The 20861-nt window shown below is 61.2% G+C and carries 23 protein-coding genes and 2 pseudogenes; 14 read left to right on the forward strand and 11 right to left on the reverse strand.

The features are described 5' to 3' along the window. Positions 1 to 37: 37 nt before the first annotated feature. Positions 38 to 903 (reverse strand): annotated as a pseudogene (locus PA01_18300) (IS5 family transposase). Positions 904 to 1041: 138 nt separating this feature from the next. Here PA01_18300 and PA01_00180 point away from each other — a divergent pair. Beyond that, entirely contained in the window at positions 1042 to 2307 is a 1266-nt protein-coding gene (locus PA01_00180) for an IS256 family transposase (protein KON82511.1), read from the forward strand. Positions 2308 to 2728: 421 nt separating this feature from the next. On the opposite strand, the gene PA01_00185 is transcribed toward PA01_00180, so the two are convergent. The 7 genes from PA01_00185 to PA01_00210 form a co-directional block, all read right to left on the reverse strand. Continuing rightward, positions 2729 to 2920, reverse strand: coding sequence for a hypothetical protein (locus PA01_00185; GenBank protein KON82512.2), 192 nt, complete (start codon positions 2918 to 2920; stop codon positions 2729 to 2731). 186 nt (positions 2921 to 3106) lie between these two features. Further along, on the reverse strand, positions 3107 to 3454 hold the full coding sequence (locus tag PA01_00190; protein KON82513.1) for a conjugal transfer protein TraO: 348 nt from the start codon (positions 3452 to 3454) through the stop codon (positions 3107 to 3109). 283 nt (positions 3455 to 3737) lie between these two features. After that, positions 3738 to 3914, reverse strand: a complete 177-nt coding sequence (locus tag PA01_18305) for a hypothetical protein (GenBank protein ID KAI5913735.1) — start codon at positions 3912 to 3914, stop codon at positions 3738 to 3740. Positions 3915 to 4152: 238 nt separating this feature from the next. Further along, complete coding sequence (locus PA01_18310; GenBank protein KAI5913736.1) at positions 4153 to 4371, reverse strand: hypothetical protein; 219 nt, start codon at positions 4369 to 4371, stop codon at positions 4153 to 4155. Positions 4372 to 4375: 4 nt separating this feature from the next. Next, on the reverse strand, positions 4376 to 5410 hold the full coding sequence (locus PA01_00200; GenBank protein KON82514.1) for a ParB/RepB/Spo0J family partition protein: 1035 nt from the start codon (positions 5408 to 5410) through the stop codon (positions 4376 to 4378). Further along, positions 5410 to 6177, reverse strand: a complete 768-nt coding sequence (locus PA01_00205; protein KON82515.1) for a ParA family protein — start codon at positions 6175 to 6177, stop codon at positions 5410 to 5412. The genes PA01_00200 and PA01_00205 overlap by 1 nt, the downstream gene beginning before the upstream one ends. After that, complete coding sequence (locus tag PA01_00210) at positions 6174 to 6494, reverse strand: transcriptional regulator KorA (GenBank protein KON82653.2); 321 nt, start codon at positions 6492 to 6494, stop codon at positions 6174 to 6176. Before PA01_00210 ends, PA01_00205 begins: the two co-directional genes overlap by 4 nt. An 842-nt stretch (positions 6495 to 7336) precedes the next feature. Between PA01_00210 and PA01_00215 the strand changes: the two genes are divergently transcribed. From PA01_00215 to PA01_00225, 3 genes are read left to right on the forward strand one after another with little or no spacing between them, the layout of a single operon-like run. Next, positions 7337 to 8362, forward strand: a complete 1026-nt coding sequence (locus tag PA01_00215; protein KAI5913737.1) for a sensor histidine kinase — start codon at positions 7337 to 7339, stop codon at positions 8360 to 8362. Continuing rightward, positions 8337 to 8978 carry a response regulator transcription factor gene (locus tag PA01_00220; GenBank protein KON82654.2) on the forward strand — a complete coding sequence of 214 codons (642 nt, stop codon included), beginning with the start codon at positions 8337 to 8339 and terminating at the stop codon, positions 8976 to 8978. The genes PA01_00215 and PA01_00220 overlap by 26 nt, the downstream gene beginning before the upstream one ends. 49 nt (positions 8979 to 9027) lie before the next feature. Further along, positions 9028 to 10164 carry a patatin-like phospholipase family protein gene (locus tag PA01_00225; protein ID KON82516.1) on the forward strand — a complete coding sequence of 379 codons (1137 nt, stop codon included), beginning with the start codon at positions 9028 to 9030 and terminating at the stop codon, positions 10162 to 10164. Here the strand turns inward: PA01_00225 and PA01_00230 are convergent. After that, positions 10154 to 10933 (reverse strand): 3-hydroxybutyrate dehydrogenase, encoded by a 780-nt coding sequence (locus PA01_00230; GenBank protein ID KON82517.1) that lies wholly within the window; start codon positions 10931 to 10933, stop codon positions 10154 to 10156. The genes PA01_00225 and PA01_00230 overlap by 11 nt on opposite strands. 55 nt (positions 10934 to 10988) lie before the next feature. Beyond that, positions 10989 to 11336 carry a carboxymuconolactone decarboxylase family protein gene (locus PA01_00235; GenBank protein KON82518.1) on the reverse strand — a complete coding sequence of 116 codons (348 nt, stop codon included), beginning with the start codon at positions 11334 to 11336 and terminating at the stop codon, positions 10989 to 10991. Positions 11337 to 11836: 500 nt separating this feature from the next. Between PA01_00235 and PA01_00240 the strand changes: the two genes are divergently transcribed. The 10 genes and pseudogenes from PA01_00240 to PA01_00280 all read left to right on the forward strand — a co-directional run bounded on the left by PA01_00240 (position 11837) and on the right by PA01_00280 (position 19318). Then, entirely contained in the window at positions 11837 to 12292 is a 456-nt protein-coding gene (locus tag PA01_00240) for a hypothetical protein (GenBank protein KON82655.2), read from the forward strand. A gap of 27 nt (positions 12293 to 12319) precedes the next feature. Continuing rightward, positions 12320 to 12898 (forward strand): plastocyanin/azurin family copper-binding protein, encoded by a 579-nt coding sequence (locus PA01_00245; GenBank protein KON82656.2) that lies wholly within the window; start codon positions 12320 to 12322, stop codon positions 12896 to 12898. A 78-nt stretch (positions 12899 to 12976) separates the two neighbouring features. Then, positions 12977 to 13333, forward strand: coding sequence for a DUF488 family protein (locus tag PA01_00250; GenBank protein ID KON82519.1), 357 nt, complete (start codon positions 12977 to 12979; stop codon positions 13331 to 13333). Positions 13334 to 13377: 44 nt separating this feature from the next. After that, entirely contained in the window at positions 13378 to 13614 is a 237-nt protein-coding gene (locus tag PA01_18315) for a hypothetical protein (protein ID KAI5913738.1), read from the forward strand. After that, positions 13586 to 14026 (forward strand): FAD-dependent oxidoreductase, encoded by a 441-nt coding sequence (locus PA01_00255; GenBank protein KAI5913739.1) that lies wholly within the window; start codon positions 13586 to 13588, stop codon positions 14024 to 14026. The genes PA01_18315 and PA01_00255 overlap by 29 nt, the downstream gene beginning before the upstream one ends. A gap of 67 nt (positions 14027 to 14093) precedes the next feature. After that, positions 14094 to 15176 carry an IS630 family transposase gene (locus tag PA01_00260; GenBank protein KON82520.1) on the forward strand — a complete coding sequence of 361 codons (1083 nt, stop codon included), beginning with the start codon at positions 14094 to 14096 and terminating at the stop codon, positions 15174 to 15176. Next, positions 15136 to 15459 carry an FAD-dependent oxidoreductase gene (locus tag PA01_00265; GenBank protein KAI5913740.1) on the forward strand — a complete coding sequence of 108 codons (324 nt, stop codon included), beginning with the start codon at positions 15136 to 15138 and terminating at the stop codon, positions 15457 to 15459. The genes PA01_00260 and PA01_00265 overlap by 41 nt, the downstream gene beginning before the upstream one ends. Before the next feature lie 93 nt (positions 15460 to 15552). Continuing rightward, positions 15553 to 15891, forward strand: coding sequence for a hypothetical protein (locus tag PA01_00270; protein KON82521.2), 339 nt, complete (start codon positions 15553 to 15555; stop codon positions 15889 to 15891). Between the two features lie 45 nt (positions 15892 to 15936). Then, positions 15937 to 18749 (forward strand): annotated as a pseudogene (locus PA01_00275) (aconitate hydratase). A gap of 188 nt (positions 18750 to 18937) precedes the next feature. Further along, positions 18938 to 19318 carry a hypothetical protein gene (locus PA01_00280; GenBank protein KON82522.1) on the forward strand — a complete coding sequence of 127 codons (381 nt, stop codon included), beginning with the start codon at positions 18938 to 18940 and terminating at the stop codon, positions 19316 to 19318. Between the two features lie 156 nt (positions 19319 to 19474). On the opposite strand, the gene PA01_00285 is transcribed toward PA01_00280, so the two are convergent. Beyond that, positions 19475 to 20434, reverse strand: a complete 960-nt coding sequence (locus tag PA01_00285) for a DNA-binding protein (protein ID KON82523.1) — start codon at positions 20432 to 20434, stop codon at positions 19475 to 19477. Between the last annotated feature and the right edge of the window lie 427 nt (positions 20435 to 20861).

The following is a 20861-nucleotide window of genomic DNA, read 5'->3' on the forward strand; positions in this document are numbered from 1 at the left end:
CTAATTACCGTACAGAAACGCGCCTCTGACTAAGAACTTATCCGTAAATTATGTTGATGCTGAGGGGCACGTTGCGAAAGGCGATGATGGCAGCGGCAAGGGGGTTGAGGGCGAGGAAGCTTCGTTCCAGCTTCTCATATCGCACAAGCAACTTGCGGAAGCGATTGAACCAGCTGTGGGCGACCTCAACGACCCATCGTCGTTTTGCCTTCTTGCTGGGGTCGCCTCCCTTGATGTCTGCTTCCTGGCGGCGGCTAACGACGTGAGGGATATAGCGGTGCGTCTCGATCGTGCGAAGATTCTCGGCGCTGCGGTAGCGCGGCGTCGGCGCAAAGGTGCTTGCTGCGTCGAACCGGCGGGCATCTGCGCTTGACGACGATGGCCTTGAGCACCTCATTGAGCCGCTTGCCGTCATTGACGTTGGCCCCGGTCACGATGAACGACAACGGGACGCCACGGCCGTCCACCAGCAAATGGCGTTTGCTGCCCTTTTTTCCCCCGATCCGTCGGGTTGGGGCCGACGGCTTCCTGCGCCAAGGGGGCCTTCATCATGGCTCCATCGACGCTTTGCCAGCGCCAGGCGATGCCCTCCATCTCGTCGTACTCGGCCAGCCCCGCTTTCCACACTGCCTCGAAGAAGCCCGCTTCTTCCCATTCAAGGAAGCGCTTGTGGATGGCGCTGGCGCTGCCAAAGCGCTCCTTGGGCAAGGCCTTCCATTGGCAACCCGTGCGAAGCACGTACACGATGGCCTCGAACACCTGTCGCGCCGGCTTCGGGGGACGACCGGCGCCGGGCTTGCGCAAGTACTGCTTGTCTGGCGACGGCACGCGCTGCGGTACCAGCGGTTCCACCCGCTGCCAGAACGCATCCGTTACCACCCACGATTCGACTCGCGTCGCCATCCTCTCTCTCCGACGCCGTGGAGCTATCGTCAGGACTGGTGTATGAGCAGATCTTGATATGAAGACTTGATGAGGCGGCGTGCCTCTGCTGAGAATGGTTTGTCGAGAACGATTTTCAGCAACCACGGAGGTCACGCCATGAAGAAGGATACGAGTAGGCAGTCGGTTGAGCAATCGGAGGTGGGTCTGTCGCTGGAGGAACTGATCCGACGGGGTGCGCGCGATCTGATCCAGAAGGCGATCGAGGTCGAGGTGCGGCAATTGTTGGCCGACTACGAGAACGTGAAGATGCTGGGCGGGCAGAAGGCGGTGGTCAGGAACGGCTATCTGCCGGCCCGCGAAGTGCTCACGGCAGTCGGCAATGTGGAAGTGTGTGTGCCCAAGGTCCGTGATCGCTCGGGCAGCGGCGTGAAGTTCAATTCGACCCTGGTGCCGCCGTATGTTCGCCGCTCGGCGCGGGTGTCGGCCGCGCTGCCCTGGTTGTACCTGAAGGGCATTTCGACCGGCGACATGCGCGAGGCGCTCACGGTGCTGCTCGGCGAGGAGGCACGCGGGCTGTCGCCCAACGTGGTCAGCCGCCTGAAGGCCGAGTGGGCGAGCGACTACACCGACTGGATGAAACGGGATCTGTCCGATGCTCGCTACGTCTATTGGTGGGCTGACGGCGTGCACACCAGTCTGCGAGCCGAAGACGATGCCCGTCAGTGCCTGCTCGTGATCATCGGCGTCAAGCTCGACGGCACCAAGGAGTTGGTCACGGTCGGTGATGGACTGCGTGAATCCAAGGCATCCTGGCTCGAACTGCTGCGCGACCTGAAGAACCGTGGGCTCGAACGGGGTCCTCGGCTGGCCGTAGGCGATGGCGCGTTGGGTTTCTGGGGCGCGCTCGACGAGACCTATCCCGAGACGCGACGCCAGCGTTGCTGGGTGCACAAGACCGCCAACGTCCTGAACGCGTTGCCGAAGTCGCTCCAGGCGAAAGCCAAAGCGGCCCTCCACGAGATCTGGATGGCGCCCACCCGCGCGCTGGCCGAGCAGGCGTTCAAGCAGTTCGTCGAGAGCTACCAGGCGAAATACCCGAAGGCGGCCGAAAAACTCATCAAGGACCGGGACGCGTTGCTCGCCTTCTACGACTTTCCTGCCGAACACTGGGTTCATCTGCGCACGACCAATCCAATCGAGTCGACCTTCGCCACCGTGCGTCACCGCACGACCCGCACGAAGAACTGCGTGACGCGCTCGACGTTCCTGGGCCTGTCCTTGAAGCTCGTGCAGGAAGCCGAGAAGTCGTGGCGCCGTATCAAGAAGGCCGAACGCATTGCCGAACTGATGCAGGGAGTCGTCTTTGCAGACGGGGTGCCGGTGAAAGAGCACGAGCAGGAACAGCAGCGGCTCGCCGCCTGATCGGTCATGCCGAGTGGATTTCATACACCAGACTTGACGATAGCTCCCGCTATCTGAACATGACTCTGCTCGCCGAGCAGAAGAAGGAGGCGCTGCGGCTGGCCGCATGAACTGGCCGCCCGCTTTCAGCGCCGCTTCGGGCTACGCCCTGCGCGGCGCCGAAAGCGAAATGACATCAACCAAGCCGTGCTCACCCAATTTGCACAACTTGACGCACACAACTTGAGCGGCAGATGATCCACGCATTGCCGCCCGAAGCGGGCCTGAGGCCCAAGGTGGGCAAGGGCCGAGGTGCTGTCCGGGGCAAGATTGCTGGGATGACAGCACAGATCAGTTACCTGCATTGAATCTAGGCAGTCGCTGAAGGCCGGGATGGTTCAGAATCTGCACTATGCATAAACCAGCTTTCTTGTGCCGACCGCTAGCAGCGCCGGACTTGGGGATACTCAGCCTTTTTCCGCTGGATGATATCCAGCTCGATATCGAGCCCAAACCGATCCGCAAGAACTTCCGCCATCGTCTGGGGGATCTTGTTGTTACTGGCGTCTTCTGCAGCCAAGACCGGCATCAGCACTGGCCAGTCCTCCCCAACCACGGCCTTGATCTCGCTCACGATCAAAAACCGGTCCGCGAGAATCAACGCGGCTTCGGGGTCGCCGGACTTGGCAGCCCTGTATCGGGTTCATCCTTCAACGCGCCCAAGCCTCCGTTGCGGATGACCTTGGGAAAATTTCCCCACGGTGCACGCTCGCCCATTCCCAACCCACTCACGCCGACCTCCCGTTTTAGCCGCTAAAAGCTACCGAGAGCGCCCTCGACTGAGCTGGACCGTTTCGGCGGACACGCTGGCCTTGCCTTGCGCGTCGTAGCTGATACTTCTGGCGCTCCCAATTTCCGGTGTTTTATCGAAGTCTGAGCGATCGTGCATGACGTAGTTCTTGCCTACTTGCTGGTATACGTGCTCCTTGTCGGCATGAAGGATTACGCCGCTGTGGGCGGCGGCCTTGTCTGCTCGGCTAGCAAGATACAAGTTGTATATACCGGGCCTCAAAGCCCCGGCCTTATCGACTTTGTCGGTGTACCACTGGCCTTCTCGCTCGTTCTGAACGATCCGCGAACCATTCATCACAAGAAGTCTTTGTTTCACTAAGAGCCCCCCTTTGAGTTAGGTCGACAATTCTATGTTTTATCGGTCTTGTTAACGAAAACGGTTCGCGACTGCGCTCTCACCTGACTCGTGTATAGAAAGCGGGTCGGAGCTGTCTATCTGATCACTAGGACCGCTCGATCTGCCGGATCGCACTCGACGAGGTCGAGGCAAACCTTCCGATCGACGCTCTCCATGCCATCGCCAAGCTCAGTCGTTCAGTGTCGAGGATCAGCGCGTTTGCGTCGAACCGCCACACCGGCGAGGGCCTGCTCAAGTATCGTCAGCGCCCCTTGCCACCGATCGCTTCCATCAGCTTTGCGTTCTGGGCTTGGAGTGTCTTGACCTGACCGGTAAGACCCGCGGCACTTTCGCGCGCCGCGGCGTCCTTTGTGACCGCGTCACGGTCCTTCTGCGCCCCTATCAGCTTGTCGGCGCAGCGCTGCGCCTCTTTCGCCACTTCCTTGCGGTGTTCCTGGCAAATCCTCGGCCGCGCTATATACAGCCTTCGAGGTCCGTTCCCGCCTGCTTCAGCTCGCTTCGAAGCTGCTCGGGCTCTTTCAGGTGATGAGCGCGCTCCTGATCCAGGAGCGCGCTCGCCCTCGCCATTTCGACCGCGTGTTGTTCGGCTGCAGCCTGAACGGCTTTCTCAGCCGCCCCCATCGTTCATGCTACTGCGGAATCTCGACGGTCTGCTTTTAGGATTTGGCGAGGGCCTCTTCCAGACGTTGTTGCAGGGTTTCGCGTTCCGCCTTGACCTGCTCGTGCTGCGCCTCGAGGTCATCGACGGTTTGCGCCGCATCGGCGAGCTCGCGCTCGGCCTGATCGCGCTGCTCGCCCGCGGCCCGCACCACCTCGGCAAGGCGGCGCTGAGCAGCTTTGACGGCCTCAGCCCGCCTTATCCGAGCCGCGTCCATCCCGTCAGCCCTCGATCAGCGCGACGAGTTTCACCTGGATCAAGTCGGCCTCGAACTCCATTCCGTCATCCTCATACTTCAACCAGGCCCAGCCCTCGGCTGGCGGGCGCTTGTTGAGGATCATCCGGGCAAGGCGGCCATCGTGCTCGACCTGGATGATCGCCTTCTTGAATTTATCTGAGTCAGCCTCCTTCTTCCCCTTCTTGGAATCCGACCCTTGCTCCCCTTCCTCGGCAGCAACGTCAGTCTTGCTGCTCATGGCGTCCACCGTATTCGGATTGGGCTCGTCCTCGTCACCATGCCGGCGCTTGTCCTCCAGGAACTCGCGCAGCAGTTTGACCGATCCCCGCGTCAGCTCCTGGCTGTCGTCGGCCAACCAGACGCCAACCTCTTCCGGGTTCTTCTTGAACGCCGTCACCAGTTCGTTGACCACGGTCACATCGTTGGCCCGGCCGGTGTTGAACGCCTTGGCGATCGGGTCGGGTAGATCGAGCAGCGTCACGTGCTGGGTCACGAACGCCGGAGACTTGCCAATCTCGCGGGCGATCTCACTTTTCTTCTTGCCAGTCGCCAGCTCGCGGCCGATGAAGTCCGCGATCTCGCGCGGGGTGAGTTCGTTGCGTTGGAGGTTCTCGATAACCTGGTCGGCGTGGTTGTAATCGTTGTCGATAAAGGCCGGAATGGTCGCTCTCTCGGCCCACTGCGACCCACGGTAGCGACGGGCGCCGTGGTTGATGATGTAGCGCCCCTCAGCCTCCGGGTTCTCGCGCACTGAAATCGGTGACTTCACGCCCCGGTCTTTGATCGTCTGCCCAATCTCCGCGATGCTTTCGCGCGAGAAGCCGGGGTTGTCTGCGGTGCGGGGCTGGTTCGGATCTTCGTCGATCAGCTCCAAGGGCAACTCCAAGGGGCCCGCGCCGCGGGCAAGGGGCTCGGGTTCATTCAGGAGGCCCGACAGGTCACCGATGCTATCCAGGCCCAGCCCGGACGCCTGAGGCTGCTCGACGACCTTTTTCTTGGCGTTCTTAACGGCGGTCATTACGCAATCTCCATCTTCGTGAATACATAGTCGGCAACGTCGCGGACTTCCTTCGCCGCCTTACGCGCTGCGGTTTTCTTGATCTTCCAGACAGGTACGCCGCTCGCCAGAGCGTCGGCGATGCTGCTGCGAAGGCCGACGCTGGCCGGAATCATCAATTGCGGATACGCCTTGTGTAGCTCGTCCAAGTGCCGCACATGGCGGGGGTTTCTGGCGTCCACCTTACTCGGCATCATCCCGAGGAATTTCAGCTTGGTATTGACCTTGCGGACGTTCGCAATGGTCGTGACCATCCTCTTGATGCCTTGGATGCTGTATGCCTCCAGCTCGATGGGCGACAGCACATAGTCAGCCGCGAAGAGTGCGGCCGCCATTCCGACGCCAAGCGAAGGGGCGGTATCCACCAGCACTACATCAAAGCCGCAATCGGCCAGGGCCACCACATTAGCCTTGAAGCTCGCGCTCGCCTCGGACACTCCGCGCTTCTCCATGTCCGCCAAACGGGCATCGGACGCGATCAAGTGAATAGCGGGCCCGTCCACGCGGCAAGTGAACCACTGTCGCAGGCTGTCAGCGTCTAGGTCGAACATCTGGCTCGCCAGATAGCCACTTTGGTGGCCCTGCAAGGTGAAGGACGCATTGGCTTGGGTGTCCAGGTCGATCACGGCAACCCGCAAGCCGCGCTCGAGGAAATCGAAGGCGACATGCACCACCGTCGAAGTCTTCCCGACGCCGCCCTTTTGGTTTGCCGTGACCATCGTTTTCATGCTTTGGGTTCCTGTTTTTTCTTGGCGTCCTCGGCCCACTTCTTCACGATGAACGCCTGATGCTCGGGTAGTACTGCCGTGACTCGCTCAAATCCATCCGGTACGGCCTTGGTTATGTGCGCCCCCCATACTCGTTCTACCGCTTGCCAGACTGCTCCCTTGGTCACGCCCAAGACTGTCACGTACTCGGCCTGTTTCTTCCCCTCGACCAGCACACCCCAGGCGATTTCGCGGGTCTGCTTCCCGATTTCGAGGCCCTTAATGGCCTCCAGAAACTGCGCTTCGGTTAACCTCTTCTTCATGATGATGGACTGCACTCATAACATTCCGCAGATGATTGAAATCAGCGACGCCAGCCGCCAATCAGGCTGGTAAAAGTATAGCTATACTTTTACCAGCCTGTCAAATATTTTAGCGGCTAAAATTCCTCCTTAAGCGCTGCGTCAGAGCAGTCGTTTCCGCCCTAACGCGGCTCCAGTGGGCTTTCTGTCAACCCCGTCCCTACAGACCGTCCGCAGGCCGAACCTGCCATTGGTCATGCGTTCATCGTTACCCCTGGCGATCCCGCGCTGGCGTGATCGGTTCTCGCCTGCGGGCTTGGCGATGGACAAGGGCAGAAAAGACTTTCTTTCCCCAATCGGTCTTGTTCGGCGCTCGTGCGCCGGAGCCCTGCGGTTAGAGCGTGTTATGAACTTATGCAGCCGATATAGTTGATGTTTTTTGATCGTTGTGAGCAGAAAACCCTACCCGAGCGATGTCACTGAAGGGGAATGGCATTTCGTGGCCGCGTTCCGGCTGGCGCTGGAAGCAAGTTCATAACACGCTCTGAGTCTCGCAGGCTGCCGAACGTAACAACCCTTCCAAGATCGAATCGTTCCGAGTCAGTCCATCAAATCTTCCTGACAGACGTGCAGCTCCATGAAAGCTACACTCCAGCTGATTGGTGAACGAAGTCAGAGCTGCAATGAGCGCGCGATGACGCCGTCACGTCGGTGTGTTGCCGTTTTGGCAAAATGACGCGGTCGGCCCGCCGGATCTGAGCATCCGCCCACGAGGGCTGCGGGTACTTGCGGCAGTGTCCGTGTAGGAGAAAGACATAGCCATCAGCTCTGTATTCTTCGGGTCGGGCTTACGCGAGAATCGTGCCGTACGTTTTGCGGTGATCTTCGCGGTTGCGATCGCGGTCATCGTCGCGGACTTCACGACATGGATCGAGCTCGACGTCGCCACAATCTACGGACTGCCTCTGGTCCTCGGCGGCGCGACACGTAGTCGAGTTCTGCTGTGGACCCTGACAGGATTGCTTATCGCAGTGACGTTCGTTGTATATGCACTGCAGGTCCCGGAGGGTTCATTCAGCTTGGCGGAGACCTTCTTCGTCAATCGCGTGCTCAACGCGGTTTCATTGCTGCTTCTGGCAGGCCTGCTGCACCTATGGATGAGATCCGCCGCGATCGGCGAAGCGCAAGCGGAACTCATCAAAGAGCAAAACGAGAAGTTGCAAGCTGCCAAGGCATCGCGCCGAATGGTTGAAGTTCAGGAAGCGGAGCGACGGGCACTGGCCAGTCAGCTGCACGATCTGGTTGGGCAGAAGCTGACTGCGCTCAGTATCAATTTGACGATTGCCAAGAGTCAGCTGGCGCCGGGTCAGGCGGTGCAGATCGGGGCCCGATTGGACGATTCGCTAAAGATGGTCGAAGAGACTGCGCAGAGTATTCGAGACGTCATGGCCGAACTGAGGCCGGCTGTCCTCGACGACTTCGGACTCGCACCCGTTTTGCGCTGGTACGCAGAGGAGTTCACCAAGCGAACCGGAGTGGCGACCTCAGTTGTTGAAGAGGGACGAGTTCGTCGGTTGACGCCAACGGCGGAGCACGCGCTCTTTCGCATGGCCCAGAACGCGCTCGCGAACGTGGCCAAGCACGCACGGGCGGACAAGGCTGTGCTGACCCTTCGCACGACGCCTCAGTCGATCTGCATGACCGTCGCCGACAACGGCGACGGCTTTGATCCGACGACAGTTCATCAACCGGCCCGTGACCACGGCTGGGGCTTGATGATCATGCGCGAGCGCGCGGCTGCGGTCGGCGCGCACTTGAAGGTCGACTCGGCGCCGGGGCATGGAACCAGAGTTATCGTGACAATAAATGGGGATGCACGTGATCAAAGTCCTGCTCGCGGATGATCACGCCGTGGTGCGTGACGGCCTGCGTGCCTTGCTCGAAGCGCAGCCTGGAATCGACGTGGTCGGGGACGTCGCGAATGGACGCGAGGCTGTGCGCGAAGCGCAAAGACTTCAGCCGGATGTGGCGATCATGGACATTGCGATGCCCGACCTGAATGGAATCGAGGCGACGCTGCAAATGCAAGATGCTTGTCCATCAACGCAGATCCTGATTCTGTCCATGCATTCAACGACGGAACATATTTTCCGGGCCCTTCGGGCGGGTGCGCGCGGGTACCTGCTGAAGGACTCTGCTGGAGTCGAGGTGGTCGAGGCGGTGCGTGTCGTCCACGCAGGGCGGCGCTATCTCAGTCAGAAGATCGCCGCGACCGTGATTGACGACTACATTGCCGAGCGCCACCGGACGAGCCCACTGGACAGCCTGAGTCGTCGCGAACGGCAAATTCTGCAGCTGATTGTGGAGGGGAAAACGAGTGCCGAGGTTGGAACCATGCTTTTTCTGTCGCCGAAGACGATCGATACCTATCGCAGTCGAATGATGCACAAGCTGGGTATCAGCGATCTTCCCAATCTCGTCAAATTCGCGATCCAGCACGGGATCACGCAACTCGACTGAGCGCGAGTTGCCCATTCAAATCGGTGGAAGCACAAGAAGGAGCAACGCCGTGGCAGGGAGTCTCGATTTTCCGGTGCGGCCCGGTACCCGGCGCGTCGCCCTGGTGTTACAAGGAGGCGGCGCCTTGGGTGCATACCAGGTGGGGGTGTTTCAGGCGCTCGACGAGCATGGATTCACACCGGATTGGGTGGGCGGCACGTCGATCGGCGCGATCAACGGGGCGATCATCGCCGGCAACCCCCCTGGCCAACGCCTCGAATCTCTGAAGCGTTTCTGGAATGCCGTGGTGCATGAGGATCCAGTCGACTTGCGCAGACTGCCAGACGTCGTGCGCCAGACCTACAGCTACTGGACGGCGATAGCCTCCATGATCGGCGGAAGACCGCATTTCTTCTCACCTCACCCATTCCTGCCGTTCGGCGTCGGCAATGCAGGATCGGCAGATACCGCAAGCTTCTACGATACCGGTCCGTTGCGTGAATCCTTGCTGGAGAGCCTCGATTTCGAGTATCTGAACAACGGATCCATACGTTTCAGCCTCGGAGCGGTGCATGTCGCGAGCGGCCGACTACGCTATTTCGATAATTCACTCCAGCGCATCGGCATCGAGCACATCCTGGCCAGCAGCGCGTTACCCCCGGCCTTTCCTCCCGTACTGGTCGATGGCGAGCTGTACTGGGACGGCGGGGTCTACTCAAACACGCCGCTCGATGTGGTGCTCGACGATTATCCGCGAGTCAATACGCTGTGCTTCATGGTTGACCTGTGGAGCGCGTGCGGTCACGAGCCTCATTCGATCAGCCAGACCCTGGACCGACAGAAGGACATCATGTACGCGAGTCGTTCCGACCGCAACGTAGAGACTTACGAGGCGATGCACAATCTGCGTCGAGTGATTCGCGAGCTTTATGGCCAGTTGTCGGAGGCAAAGCGCAAGGATCCGAAAATGCGAAAGCTCGCGGAACGGGGGTGCCACACGACCATGGACATCGTGCATCTGGGCAACCGGGACCGGGGCTGGGAGCTCGCGAGCAAGGACATCGATTTCTCCCGCACCGCCATCGACGAGCGCTGGCAACTCGGCTACGCCGACGCGACGAGGGTGCTGGATCGGGCGGCGTGGATGGATCCGGTCGATCCGCTGGTCGGCGTGGTCGTGCACCGGATGCCGACCCTCACTGCATGAACCATCCGTGACTCACCACCAGCGATTGCCCAGTGAGTGCCTTGCTGGGGAACGCGGCGAACAGGAGCGCTACCTCGGCGACATCGTCGACAGTGGTGAATTCGCCGTCGACCGTTTCCTTCAACATGACCTTCTTGATGACGTCATCCTCGGAAATACCGAGTTCCTGGGCTTGTTCGGGAATTTGACGATCCACAAGCGGGGTGCGCACGAAACCGGGACAAATGACGTTCGCGCGAACTCCGTGGGCGGCGCCTTCCTTCGCGACCACCTTGGCGAGTCCGATCAGCCCGTGTTTTGCGGTAACGTAAGGCGCCTTCAGTACTGAACCTTCCTTGGAGTGTACCGAGCCCATGTAGATGACACTTCCGCGACCAGCACGGTACATGTGGGGCAAGCACGCACGGGTGGTGAGGAACGCGCCATCGACGTGGATGGCGATCAGCTTTCTCCAGTCGGCGTAGCTGAACTCCTCGACCGGGTGGACGATTTGGATGCCGGCGTTGCTGACCAGGATGTCAATCCCGCCATAGACGGCGGCCACCGCTGCCACGCCGTCATTGACCGCGTCTTCGCAGGTCACGTCCATCGCCACGCCGGATGCTTCCCCGCCAGCGCTCTTGATCTCCGTGGCGGCCGCCTGCGCGGCATCGAGATCGAGGTCGGCGATGGCGACCTTCGCGCCTTCACGGGCGTAGCGCTGCGCGATGGCCTTGCCGATGCCGCTTGCTGCCCCGGTGACGATCGCGATTTTGCCTTCGAGTTTCATCGGTAGTCCTTCCAGCCATAAGCATCAACGGGACGTATTGCACGATAGACATCGTTCACGCACTTGCCTTGGCTTCCCCTTTATGCATCGCGTCGATGGCGATAACCGAGTGTGCGTACGCTGCCCCGGCACGCATCTCGGCGGCAACCCATATCGCTTCCATGAGTTCCTGCTCGGTCGCGCCTTTTTGCATTGCGAGCTCTGTGTGGCCGCGGATGCAGTAGGGGCACTGCGTGACATGCGCGACCGCCACCGCGATGAGCTGCTTGGTCTTCTCCGGCAAGGCGCCGTCGGAAAAAACCCGCTTCCCGAATTCGCGAAACGCGGTGTGGATCTCCGGCGCCAGTTCCCTTCGCTTTTGCGCTAGATTTTGCGTGGCATTCGGATACATCTGCTGTTCCATTTTGAACGCTCCATTCAAGGAACTACGCTCCCCATCCTGAGTTGCCGGGGGATTACCTGATCCTCACGCCGGCAGCTCGATACGCAGCTTCTTCGGTGCCGCTGCCGGTATTCGACATTGTGCACACCGCGGATCAGCGGGCATGCCGCCGAATGACTTCAGCGTTGCCTCCCTCAAGCCGACATCACGACATTTCTTGTGCAACTCCGGTTGAACGAACTGTGTCTGGGTTCGACGCGAACGACCATCAGGAATGCTTGATGATTTGTGTAGGGAGATTTGGATCATCCGAGAGGGGCGCTGCACCGACCCGTCCGGCATCGAGAAATCCGCACGCGAAGCGTCAAGATCCGCCTACATTCGCGCCTTCAAGCCCGCGCTAGTGTCAAAGCATCATCGCCACGCACAAATCGAAGCCGCGACTTGCCAAAACGGAGACTCTGCGCATCGACGGCGTTTCGATCCTTATTGAACGTCTTTCTTACTCGAGGAGATTCGACATGATGAGAAACGGCAACTCCCTTTTTGTGCGGTGCCGCGGCACGATTGCCGGACTCGCACTGGCGCTGCCCTTGGCAATGGTCGCGTCGCCCGCCCCCGCCGCGGACATCACGACGTCGCCGCCTACGAGCTTCAAGAAAGTCAGCTCGCTGGTCAAGCTGCCGGACTTCGTGCCGGGATTGGGAACGCTGTATGTCGATCCGGCGACGTTGCCGATCGGGCCGTTCCTCGGCTACAACCACCAGGGCAAGCTGGTCAACATCACGTACATGGTTCCGCTCAAGGACCTCGACGCTCACAAGAATTTCGAGACGCTGGGCGAGGTCGCCGCGGGCATCAAGCTCAACCATACTGACATTCAGTACAACCCGGGGCATCCCGGCGTGGAAGAGCCGCACTACCACATCGTTCAATGGCTGATCAGCCCTGCCGACGTCCAGGCACAGATGAAGTAAATATCGATCGTGCAGAGGCGCTTGGACATGAAACTGAGGCGAATGAAGGCAGCGGCTGGCCGCAAAGCTCTCCTGGTGGCGTGCCTTACGGTCGCCGCAGCACTCGGCGAAGCGGCGCCCGCGACCGCCGCGACAGTGGAAGTCAAGCTGGTGCAGACGCCGGCGGGCGACACGTATTTCGATCCGGCCGGCGTTCACATCGCCCCCGGCGACACGGTTCGGTGGGTGCAGCTCAGCGGGTTCCATTCGATCGCCGCCTACCATCCGAGCAACGACAATCATGAGCTGCGGATTCCCGTATCGGCCAAGGCGTGGGATTCCGGAGTTCTGCTCGCCGAGAATCCCAAGCGCGCCGCGGCATTCGAGCACGTATTCACCGTGCAAGGCGTCTACGATTATTTTTGCAAGCCGCATGAAATGGCCGGCATGGTCGGACGCATCGTGGTCGGCGCTCCCGGCGACGGCCCGGGGACGAAACCTGTCGGCTATGCACCGGGCGAGCGCTGGAAGCCGGTTCCGGAAGTCGCGCGCGCCGCGTTTCCCCCGATCGACGAGATTCTGCAGAAAGGGACGGTGCGCGGGGCGGGTGCCGCCGCGTTGCAATGACATACCGATTGACAATAAAGCAGACCGAGCGGAGCGGTCGGATGATCGGCTCGCTGCGCCGCGGCCGGAGGTCCGTCCATGATCGAGCTTCAGCGAGTCTACGAGCATCACAACGCCCACGGAACCCGGTTCCTGGTGGAGCGGCTCTGGCCACGCGGAATCAGGAAGGAATCCCTGCAATTCAGCGACTGGCTCAAGGAGGCTGCGCCGAGCGGCGCATTGCGTCGCTGGTTCCAGCACGACGTGACCAAATGGCCGGAGTTCCAGCGCCGCTACAGGATCGAGCTCGACACGCATCCCGAGGCGTGGGCCTCGATCGTCGAGGCGGCTCGCGCGGGCGACGTCGTTCTTCTGTACAGCTCGCACGATACCGAGCACAACAACGCGGTGGTATTGCGCGACTATCTCAACGAGAAGCTCGGCCAAGGCGTGTAAGTGGAAGTCGACCATCGCGTGCCACAGCGTGGCCGCCGAGCGGCATGTCGACCAATATGGAAGCATACGAAGGTCCGTTATCCGGCGAGCAAGATCGTGCGGCGGTCGCAGCACTGCTCGCACTGGTGGAAGTGTTCATCAATGCCGCCACGCCGATCGAACTCGATGGCGTTGCGATATACGGTCTTCTCCTGGGTTTTCGCTGGCGGCAACCAGGACAGTGTGCAACAAGCCTGAAGGAGGTTTTGCATCATGCAGACCAACGTCAAACTGATTCGTAAAGAGATGATTGCTGACGGCACCATGGCATTTCACTTCGCCAAGCCGGAAGGATTCGAGTTTCGCGCCGGACAATTTGCCGACTTCACGCTAATCGACCCGCCCGAGACCGACGACGAAGGCAATACCCGCGGGTTTTCACTGATGCAGGCACCCTACGAGCCGGATCTGGTCGCCGCGACCCGCATGCGCGATACCGCCTTCAAGCGGGTGCTGAAGAATCTGCCGATCGGCACCGAGGTCAAGCTCGATGCGCCGTACGGTGACTTCACGCTGCATAAGACCGAATCCACTCCGGCAGTTTTCATCATCGGCGGCATCGGCGTCACCCCGGTGCGCAGCATGATTGCCCAGGCCACTCATGACAGGACCACGCATCAGATCACCTTGCTGCACGCTAGTGTCCTGAGTTAAAAATTTGTTGAACAACTAGCTCATCCGCTGGTCTCTCATGCCGTACGATTGGCGACAGGAGGCAGCGATGGGCAGACCGAAGGTGGAGATCGTGCTGAACGAGAGCGAGCGCGAGCAGCTTGAAGCCTGGACGCGTCGGCGTAAGACCGCGCAGGCGCTCGCATTGCGCTCGCGGATCGTTCTCGAGTGTGCGACGGGTGTCGACAGCAAGGTTGTCGCGCAACGCTTGTCGGTGTCGCAGCAGATGGTATCGAAATGGCGCAACCGCTTTGACGCGAATCGGCTCGATGGCCTGCTCGATGCCCCGCGCTCGGGGGCGCCGCGTACGATCGACGATACCCGTGTCGATGCGGTGATTGCCAAGACGCTCGAAACGGTGCCGAAGAATGCCACCCATTGGAGTACGCGCAGCATGGCGCGCGAGATGGGGATGTCGCAGACGGCGGTCAGCCGCATCTGGCGCGCCTTCGGCCTGCAACCGCACCGGCAGGAAACATTCAAGCTCTCGACCGATCCGCTGTTCGTCGACAAGGTCCGCGACATCGTCGGGTTGTATCTGGATCCCCCGGTCAAGGCGATGGTGTTGTGCGTCGATGAGAAGAGCCAGATCCAGGCGCTCGACCGCACCCAGCCGATCCTGCCGCTGGCGCCGGGACTTCCCGAACGGCGAACGCATGACTATATGCGCCACGGCACAACGACTTTGTTTGCGGCGCTCGATGTCGCCACCGGAGAAGTCATCGGGGAACTGCACCGACGCCACCGCAGCCGCGAGTTTCTGGCCTTTCTGCGCACCATCGAAGCCAACGTCCCAGCCGGTCTGGACATCCATCTGGTGATGGACAACTACGGCACGCACAAGACGCCAAAGGTCAGGAGTTGGTTTGCCCGTCATCCGCGTTTCCACGTCCATTTCACCCCGACCTCGGCCTCCTGGATCAACCAGGTCGAACGCTGGTTTGCCGAGCTCACCGAAAAACAGATTCGTCGCGGCACCCACCGTTCCACCCGCCAACTCGAGCAGGCCATCCGCGACTACCTTGCTCGCTACAACGATGATCCCAAACCCTTCGCATGGACCAAATCAACTGACGACATCCTCGCCAGCCTTGAACGATTTTGTATGCGAATTTCTAACTCAGCACACTAGCCGCACGCCGGCCGATCTGCCGCTGAAAAGTGACTTCGAGCAACTGGCCAAGGAGAATCCGAATTTCCGTTATGTCCCGACCGTCACCGAGGCACCCGACGAGTGGCCCGGAGAGCACGGGCGCGTCGATGCCGCGATGGTGAGGAAATACGTACCGGATTTGCATAGGCCCATTTACTACCTGTCCGGTCCGGACAGCATGGTCAAGGCCATGCGGGCACTGCTGGTGAGTCTCGATGTCAGCGAGGACAATATCCGCACGGAAGAATTTACCGGTTATTGATTGCGCCAGGTGTGTGATGACCTCGCGCAAGTCCGGAAATGCTTATCCGCGTCGCGTATCGGGCAGCCGATCGGCGATGATGCGATGAAGTGCATGCGCTCCGATCCGACACCCGAACAACCCGCCGATCGATCTGCACCTGCACCTGCTCCGCCGCCAGCGCCAGCGCCAGCGCACATTAACCCGCCCGACTCCAAACGTCGCGAGCGACCCACGCCCGAGGGCGACGACCTCGATCCGATACGTTACGGCGATTGGGAGAAGAATTCGCGCGACGAAGCCACCGGCGAGCGACTGGATTATCTCCACGATCCGTTCCGCCTGTACCGCTGTCACACCATCATGAACTGCACCAACACCTGCCCGAAGAGCCTGAATCCTGCCAAGGCAATCGCCGAGATCAAGCAGATGCTCGTCAACCGTACGGTGTAAACATCAGGCAGGGCCGGCACAACCCTATCGGGAGGAGATCGCGTCATGGCAAGCAAGAACAGCTTCGGAGCCCGTGGAACCTTGGAGGTCGGGGCGAAGGCCTACGAAATCTACCGGCTCGACGCGGTAACCGGCGAGGGGGCCGACGTCGCAAGCCTTCCATACGCGCTGAAGATCCTGCTCGAGAACCTGCTGCGCACCGAGAACGAGGGCGACGTCACCGCCGACGACATCGGGGCGCTAGCCGCGTGGGATCCGGGCGCCAGGCCCGACCGGGAGATCGCGTTCACACCCGCCCGGGTGATCCTGCAGGACTTCACCGGCGTGCCCGCCGTCGTCGATCTGGCTGCGATGCGGGAAGCCATGGGCTCGCTCGGCGGCGACCCGACGTTGATCAATCCGCTTGCACCGGTCGAGCTCGTCATCGACCACTCGGTGATCGTCGATGTATTCGGCAAGCCGGAGGCATTCGAGCGCAACGTCGAGATCGAGTACCAGCGCAACCTGGAGCGGTATCAGTTCCTGCGCTGGGGGCAGGACGCCTTTAACGACTTCAAGGTCGTGCCCCCCGACACCGGCATCGTCCACCAGGTGAACCTCGAGCACCTCGCCCGGGTGGTTTTCACGCGCGAGGAGAACGGGCCGCCGTCGCCTATCCCGACACCTGCGTCGGAACCGACTCTCACACGCCGATGGTCAACGGACTCGGGGTCGTGGCGTGGGGCGTGGGCGGCATCGAGGCGGAGGCCGCGATGCTCGGCCAGCCGGTGTCGATGCTGATTCCGCAGGTGCTCGGCTTCAAGCTGACCGGCAAACTGCCCGAAGGCTCCACCGCTACCGACTTGGTGCTCACCATTACCGAGATGCTTCGCCGCCACCGCGTGGTCGGCAAGTTCGTCGAGTTCTACGGCCCCGGCGTAAGCGCCGTCCCGCTGGCCAATCGCGCGACGATCGGCAACATGAGTCCCGAGTACGGCTCCACGATCTCGATCTTTCCGATCGACGACGAAACCCTGCGCTATCTCGAGCTGACCGGGCGCTCATCCGAGCAGATCGATCTCGTGCAGGCCTACGCCAAGGCGCAAGGGCTCTGGCACGATCCGCAGGCCGAGCCGCGCTACTCCGAGGTGCTCGAACTCGATCTCTCCACTGTGGTTCCCTCGATCGCCGGTCCCAAACGGCCGCAGGATCGCGTCCCCCTCTTGCAAGCGAAGGAAGCGTTCCACGGCGCGCTGGCGACATTCATCCACAAGCCCGAGCAGAAGCAGCGGGGATACGATAACGCGGTCGCCGAATCGTTTCCGGCTTCGGATCCGCCGGCCTATAAAAGCTCGACGGTCCACTCTCCGTCCCCGAGCGATCATCTCGCCGAGGCGCCCGCCGGAGGCTATCGCTTGCGCGACCCCGTGCCGGTCGCGCTGGCCGACGGCACCGGGTGCGAGATCGATCACGGGTCGGTGGTCATCGCCGCGATCACCTCCTGCACCAACACCTCGAATCCCACGGTGATGCTCGCCGCCGCGCTGCTGGCAAAGAAGGCGATCGAGAAGGGGCTGACCCGCAAGCCGTGGGTGAAGACCAGCCTCGCGCCCGGCTCCAGGGTCGTCACGGACTACTACGAGCGTGCCGGCCTCACTCGCTACCTCGATGCGCTCGGCTTCAACCTCGTCGGCTACGGCTGCATGACCTGCATCGGCAACTCGGGACCGCTGATTCCGGAGGTGAGCGAGGCGGTCAGGGAGCACGACCTGTCCGTCGTGTCGGTGCTCTCCGGCAACCGCAACTTCGAGGGCCGGATCCACCCCGAAGTCAAGATGAATTACCTGATGTCGCCGCCGCTGGTGGTCGCGTACGCCCTGGCGGGCACCATGGACATCGACCTGTTCCGAGAGCCTCTCGGCAAAGGCCGCGACGGCCAGGACGTGTTCCTGAAAGACGTCTGGCCGTCCGCGAGTGAGGTCGAGGCGGTGGTCGACACGTCCATCGTCTCGGAGATGTTCAAGACCGGCTACGCTGACGTGTTCGAGGGCGACGAGCGCTGGAAGTCGCTGCCCACGCCGCACGGCGACCTCTTCGCCTGGAATGCGGCCTCGACCTACGTCCGCAAGCCGCCGTATTTCGAGAACATGCCCCGCACGCCATTGCCGGTCGCCGACATCATCGGTGCCCGGGTGCTGGCTCTTCTGGGCGACTCGGTGACCACCGACCACATCAGCCCCGCCGGCTCCATCGCGAAGAATTCCCCGGCCGCGGTCTACCTGCTCTCTCACGGCGTGGCGCAACACGACTTCAACTCCTACGGTTCACGCCGAGGCAATCACGAGGTGATGATCCGCGGCACCTTCGCCAACGTGCGCCTGCGCAACCAACTCGCGCCAGGCACCGAGGGCGGCTACACGTGCGACTTCACGAAGAGCGATGCGCCGGTCACCACCATCTTCGACGCCTCGCGATCCTATATCGCCGCCGGCACCCCGCTGGTCATCCTGGCCGGCAAGGAATACGGTTCCGGATCCTCGCGCGACTGGGCCGCCAAGGGCACGTTGCTGCTGGGCGTGCACGCGGTGATCGCCGAGTCCTACGAGCGCATCCATCGCTCGAATCTGCTCGGCATGGGCGTTATGCCGCTGCAGTTCCCCGAGGGCGAGAACGCGGCGTCGCTCGGCCTGACCGGAGAGGAAACCTTCGACATCGTCGGCATCACGGCACTTAACGAGGACCGCACCCCGGCAACGGTGAAAGTGAAAGCCGGAGACGTCGAATTCGACGCAATCGTCCGCATCGAAACGCCCAGCGAGGCGGACTACTATCGCCACGGCGGAATCATGCAGTACGTGCTGCGCAACCTGCTGCGGTAGGGGGCAGGGCCGGGAACCCGTTCCCAGCCCGGGCTGCCGTGGCTTCACCGCGTCGCGCATGCGATCGCACTCTTCGGGCATGCCTGCAGTCCCTCGCAGCCAGTGCATCCTGCGCGGCGGTCGGGGTCTCCTTGCCGAAGACGCAAGCAATTTAATAGGATTTGCCCTGAATAGGAGAAGTACGGGTCATGAATACGAAGCTGGTCAGCAGCATAGGAGACGTTGCACGTTCGCGCCTGGTAATCGTTGGCGTCGATGCCTTGCTCACGGAGTTGGGCGGGCTTATGAAGCGCGGGAGCGGGTTCGTGATCGCCGCACTTACCAAAGCCATCCTTGGCCCGCAACGGCACGGCAGAGAGCACGGGTGTGCGTGGCAAAAGGCGGTATTTGGGAAGTCTCGCGCCTCGAGTGCACTCGCCAGGTATTCGGAGACGGGCCGCAGCGGTGGCGGGTGCGGCACGCCCCTTATGGTGCCCGAGGCCGTCGAGCAGACGGCGAAAGCGCTGTTCGCACGTTACGTCCAGCGGTTCAAAGCTCTGGCTTCGCTCAGGTACGGTTACGCAATCTAAGTAAGCGGGCCCCTTCTACAACCATCAGCGAAAGCAGGCTCGACTGGGCGACCTGTCACCCGCTTCCTTCCGGCAGCAGTACTACACCCAGCAGAGGGTGGCTAGAACGCTTGGGCTCCACGCTTGCCGACCCACCTCCGTCGAGGATCAGGAGACTCATGGCGCGTCTCCGCGGGCTCCGGGTGGCGTGATCGGTGATGCCACATGCTTCTCTCGATGCCGTTGTACCTTGGCCAAGATCTTCTTCACTGCGGCCAGTTCCTCCTGGGCGACCTCCGCGCGTCCCTGCCAGCGTGCTGCCTCATCCCGGGCCGTGTAGGCCTGCTTCCGATAAGACTCCGCTGCCACTTTCTGTCCCTCGAGTTGCTCCCGCAAAGGCTCCGCCTGCAGCTTATGCGCCTGGCGCAGGTCGTCGGTCTGCTGCATGAAGTGCCGGCGGTCGGCCTCGGCCTGGCTATGCACCTGGGCAAGTTCTGCCGCATGACGCTCTCGCTCCTGGCGCATGGACTCATCGTGTTGATGCCGTGCAGCCCGGAGCACCTCGTCGTGGCGGGTGCGCTCGGACTCGAGCGTCGTCATCGCCCTTGCCAGGTCTTCCCGCAATGCCGTTATCTGGTGGTCGCGGGCGGCGAGGGCAGCCTGCTGCTCCCGAAGGCGTGTTTCCAGTTTGGCCAGGCTGTGTTCTCGAGCCTTTAGCGTTGCCTTTGCCTCCTTGAGCTCTCCATTCACGATGAGGTTCTCACGTTCGACCGCAGCCACCTTCTCATCGGCCGCTGCGAGTCGCACCTGCCACTCAGCCTCTTTCATTGCCAGGTCGCCAAGCTTCTGCTGGTAGCTTTCCTCGGCCCCGGCCAGTGCCAGCTTCCAGACGGCTGCCACCAGGTTGTCGGATTCGGCTACCAGTTCTTCTGGCAGGGCGGTGTTTTCGCGCTTTGCTGTGATGGCCGCGGCGGTTTCCTGGCGCCAGCGCCGGATCATGTCGCTGACTACCTGCTGCCCCCCCCGATTGCCGATAGCAGAATAGACCTTTGCAAAGGACACGGTTTCACCCGCTCGAAACAGTTCCGTGCACGCCTTCTCAACCTGGTCGTATTGGACTTCAGTGACGCGGACCATTCTCGGTTTCCTGTTCGATCTGTACTTCAAGTTCTCGGGCAGTCTCAATATCCCCCATCTCGCGGTACGCCGCGGCCCACTGCAACGGCTGCGCTCAGGTGGGTATTGAATCTTGCCGGGAGCGCGTCGCCTCCGGGATCTGAACGTCCAATACGATGGGGCGTGGCAAATATACAGAGATGCGTTCTAATACGCACGTATAGCGTTCTATATGAGTCGTTTTACTTTTAATTCTGGTCTTTATTCTCATTATGACCAGTTTCTGTTAACCTCCGCTGGCGAACTCAAAACACCCTTCGAATACCCTAAATGTTCCACGGAGAAATCAAGTTGGTGGGCGCATAAAAACCGCACCGTTGCTGGACATTGAGCCGCTCCAAGGGGAGGTGTTTTTTCTTTCTTCGTTGTTCCACGCGTCCCTAGAAAG

Source organism: Azoarcus sp. PA01, assembly GCA_001274695.2.
Lineage (GTDB): Bacteria > Pseudomonadota > Gammaproteobacteria > Burkholderiales > Rhodocyclaceae > Aromatoleum.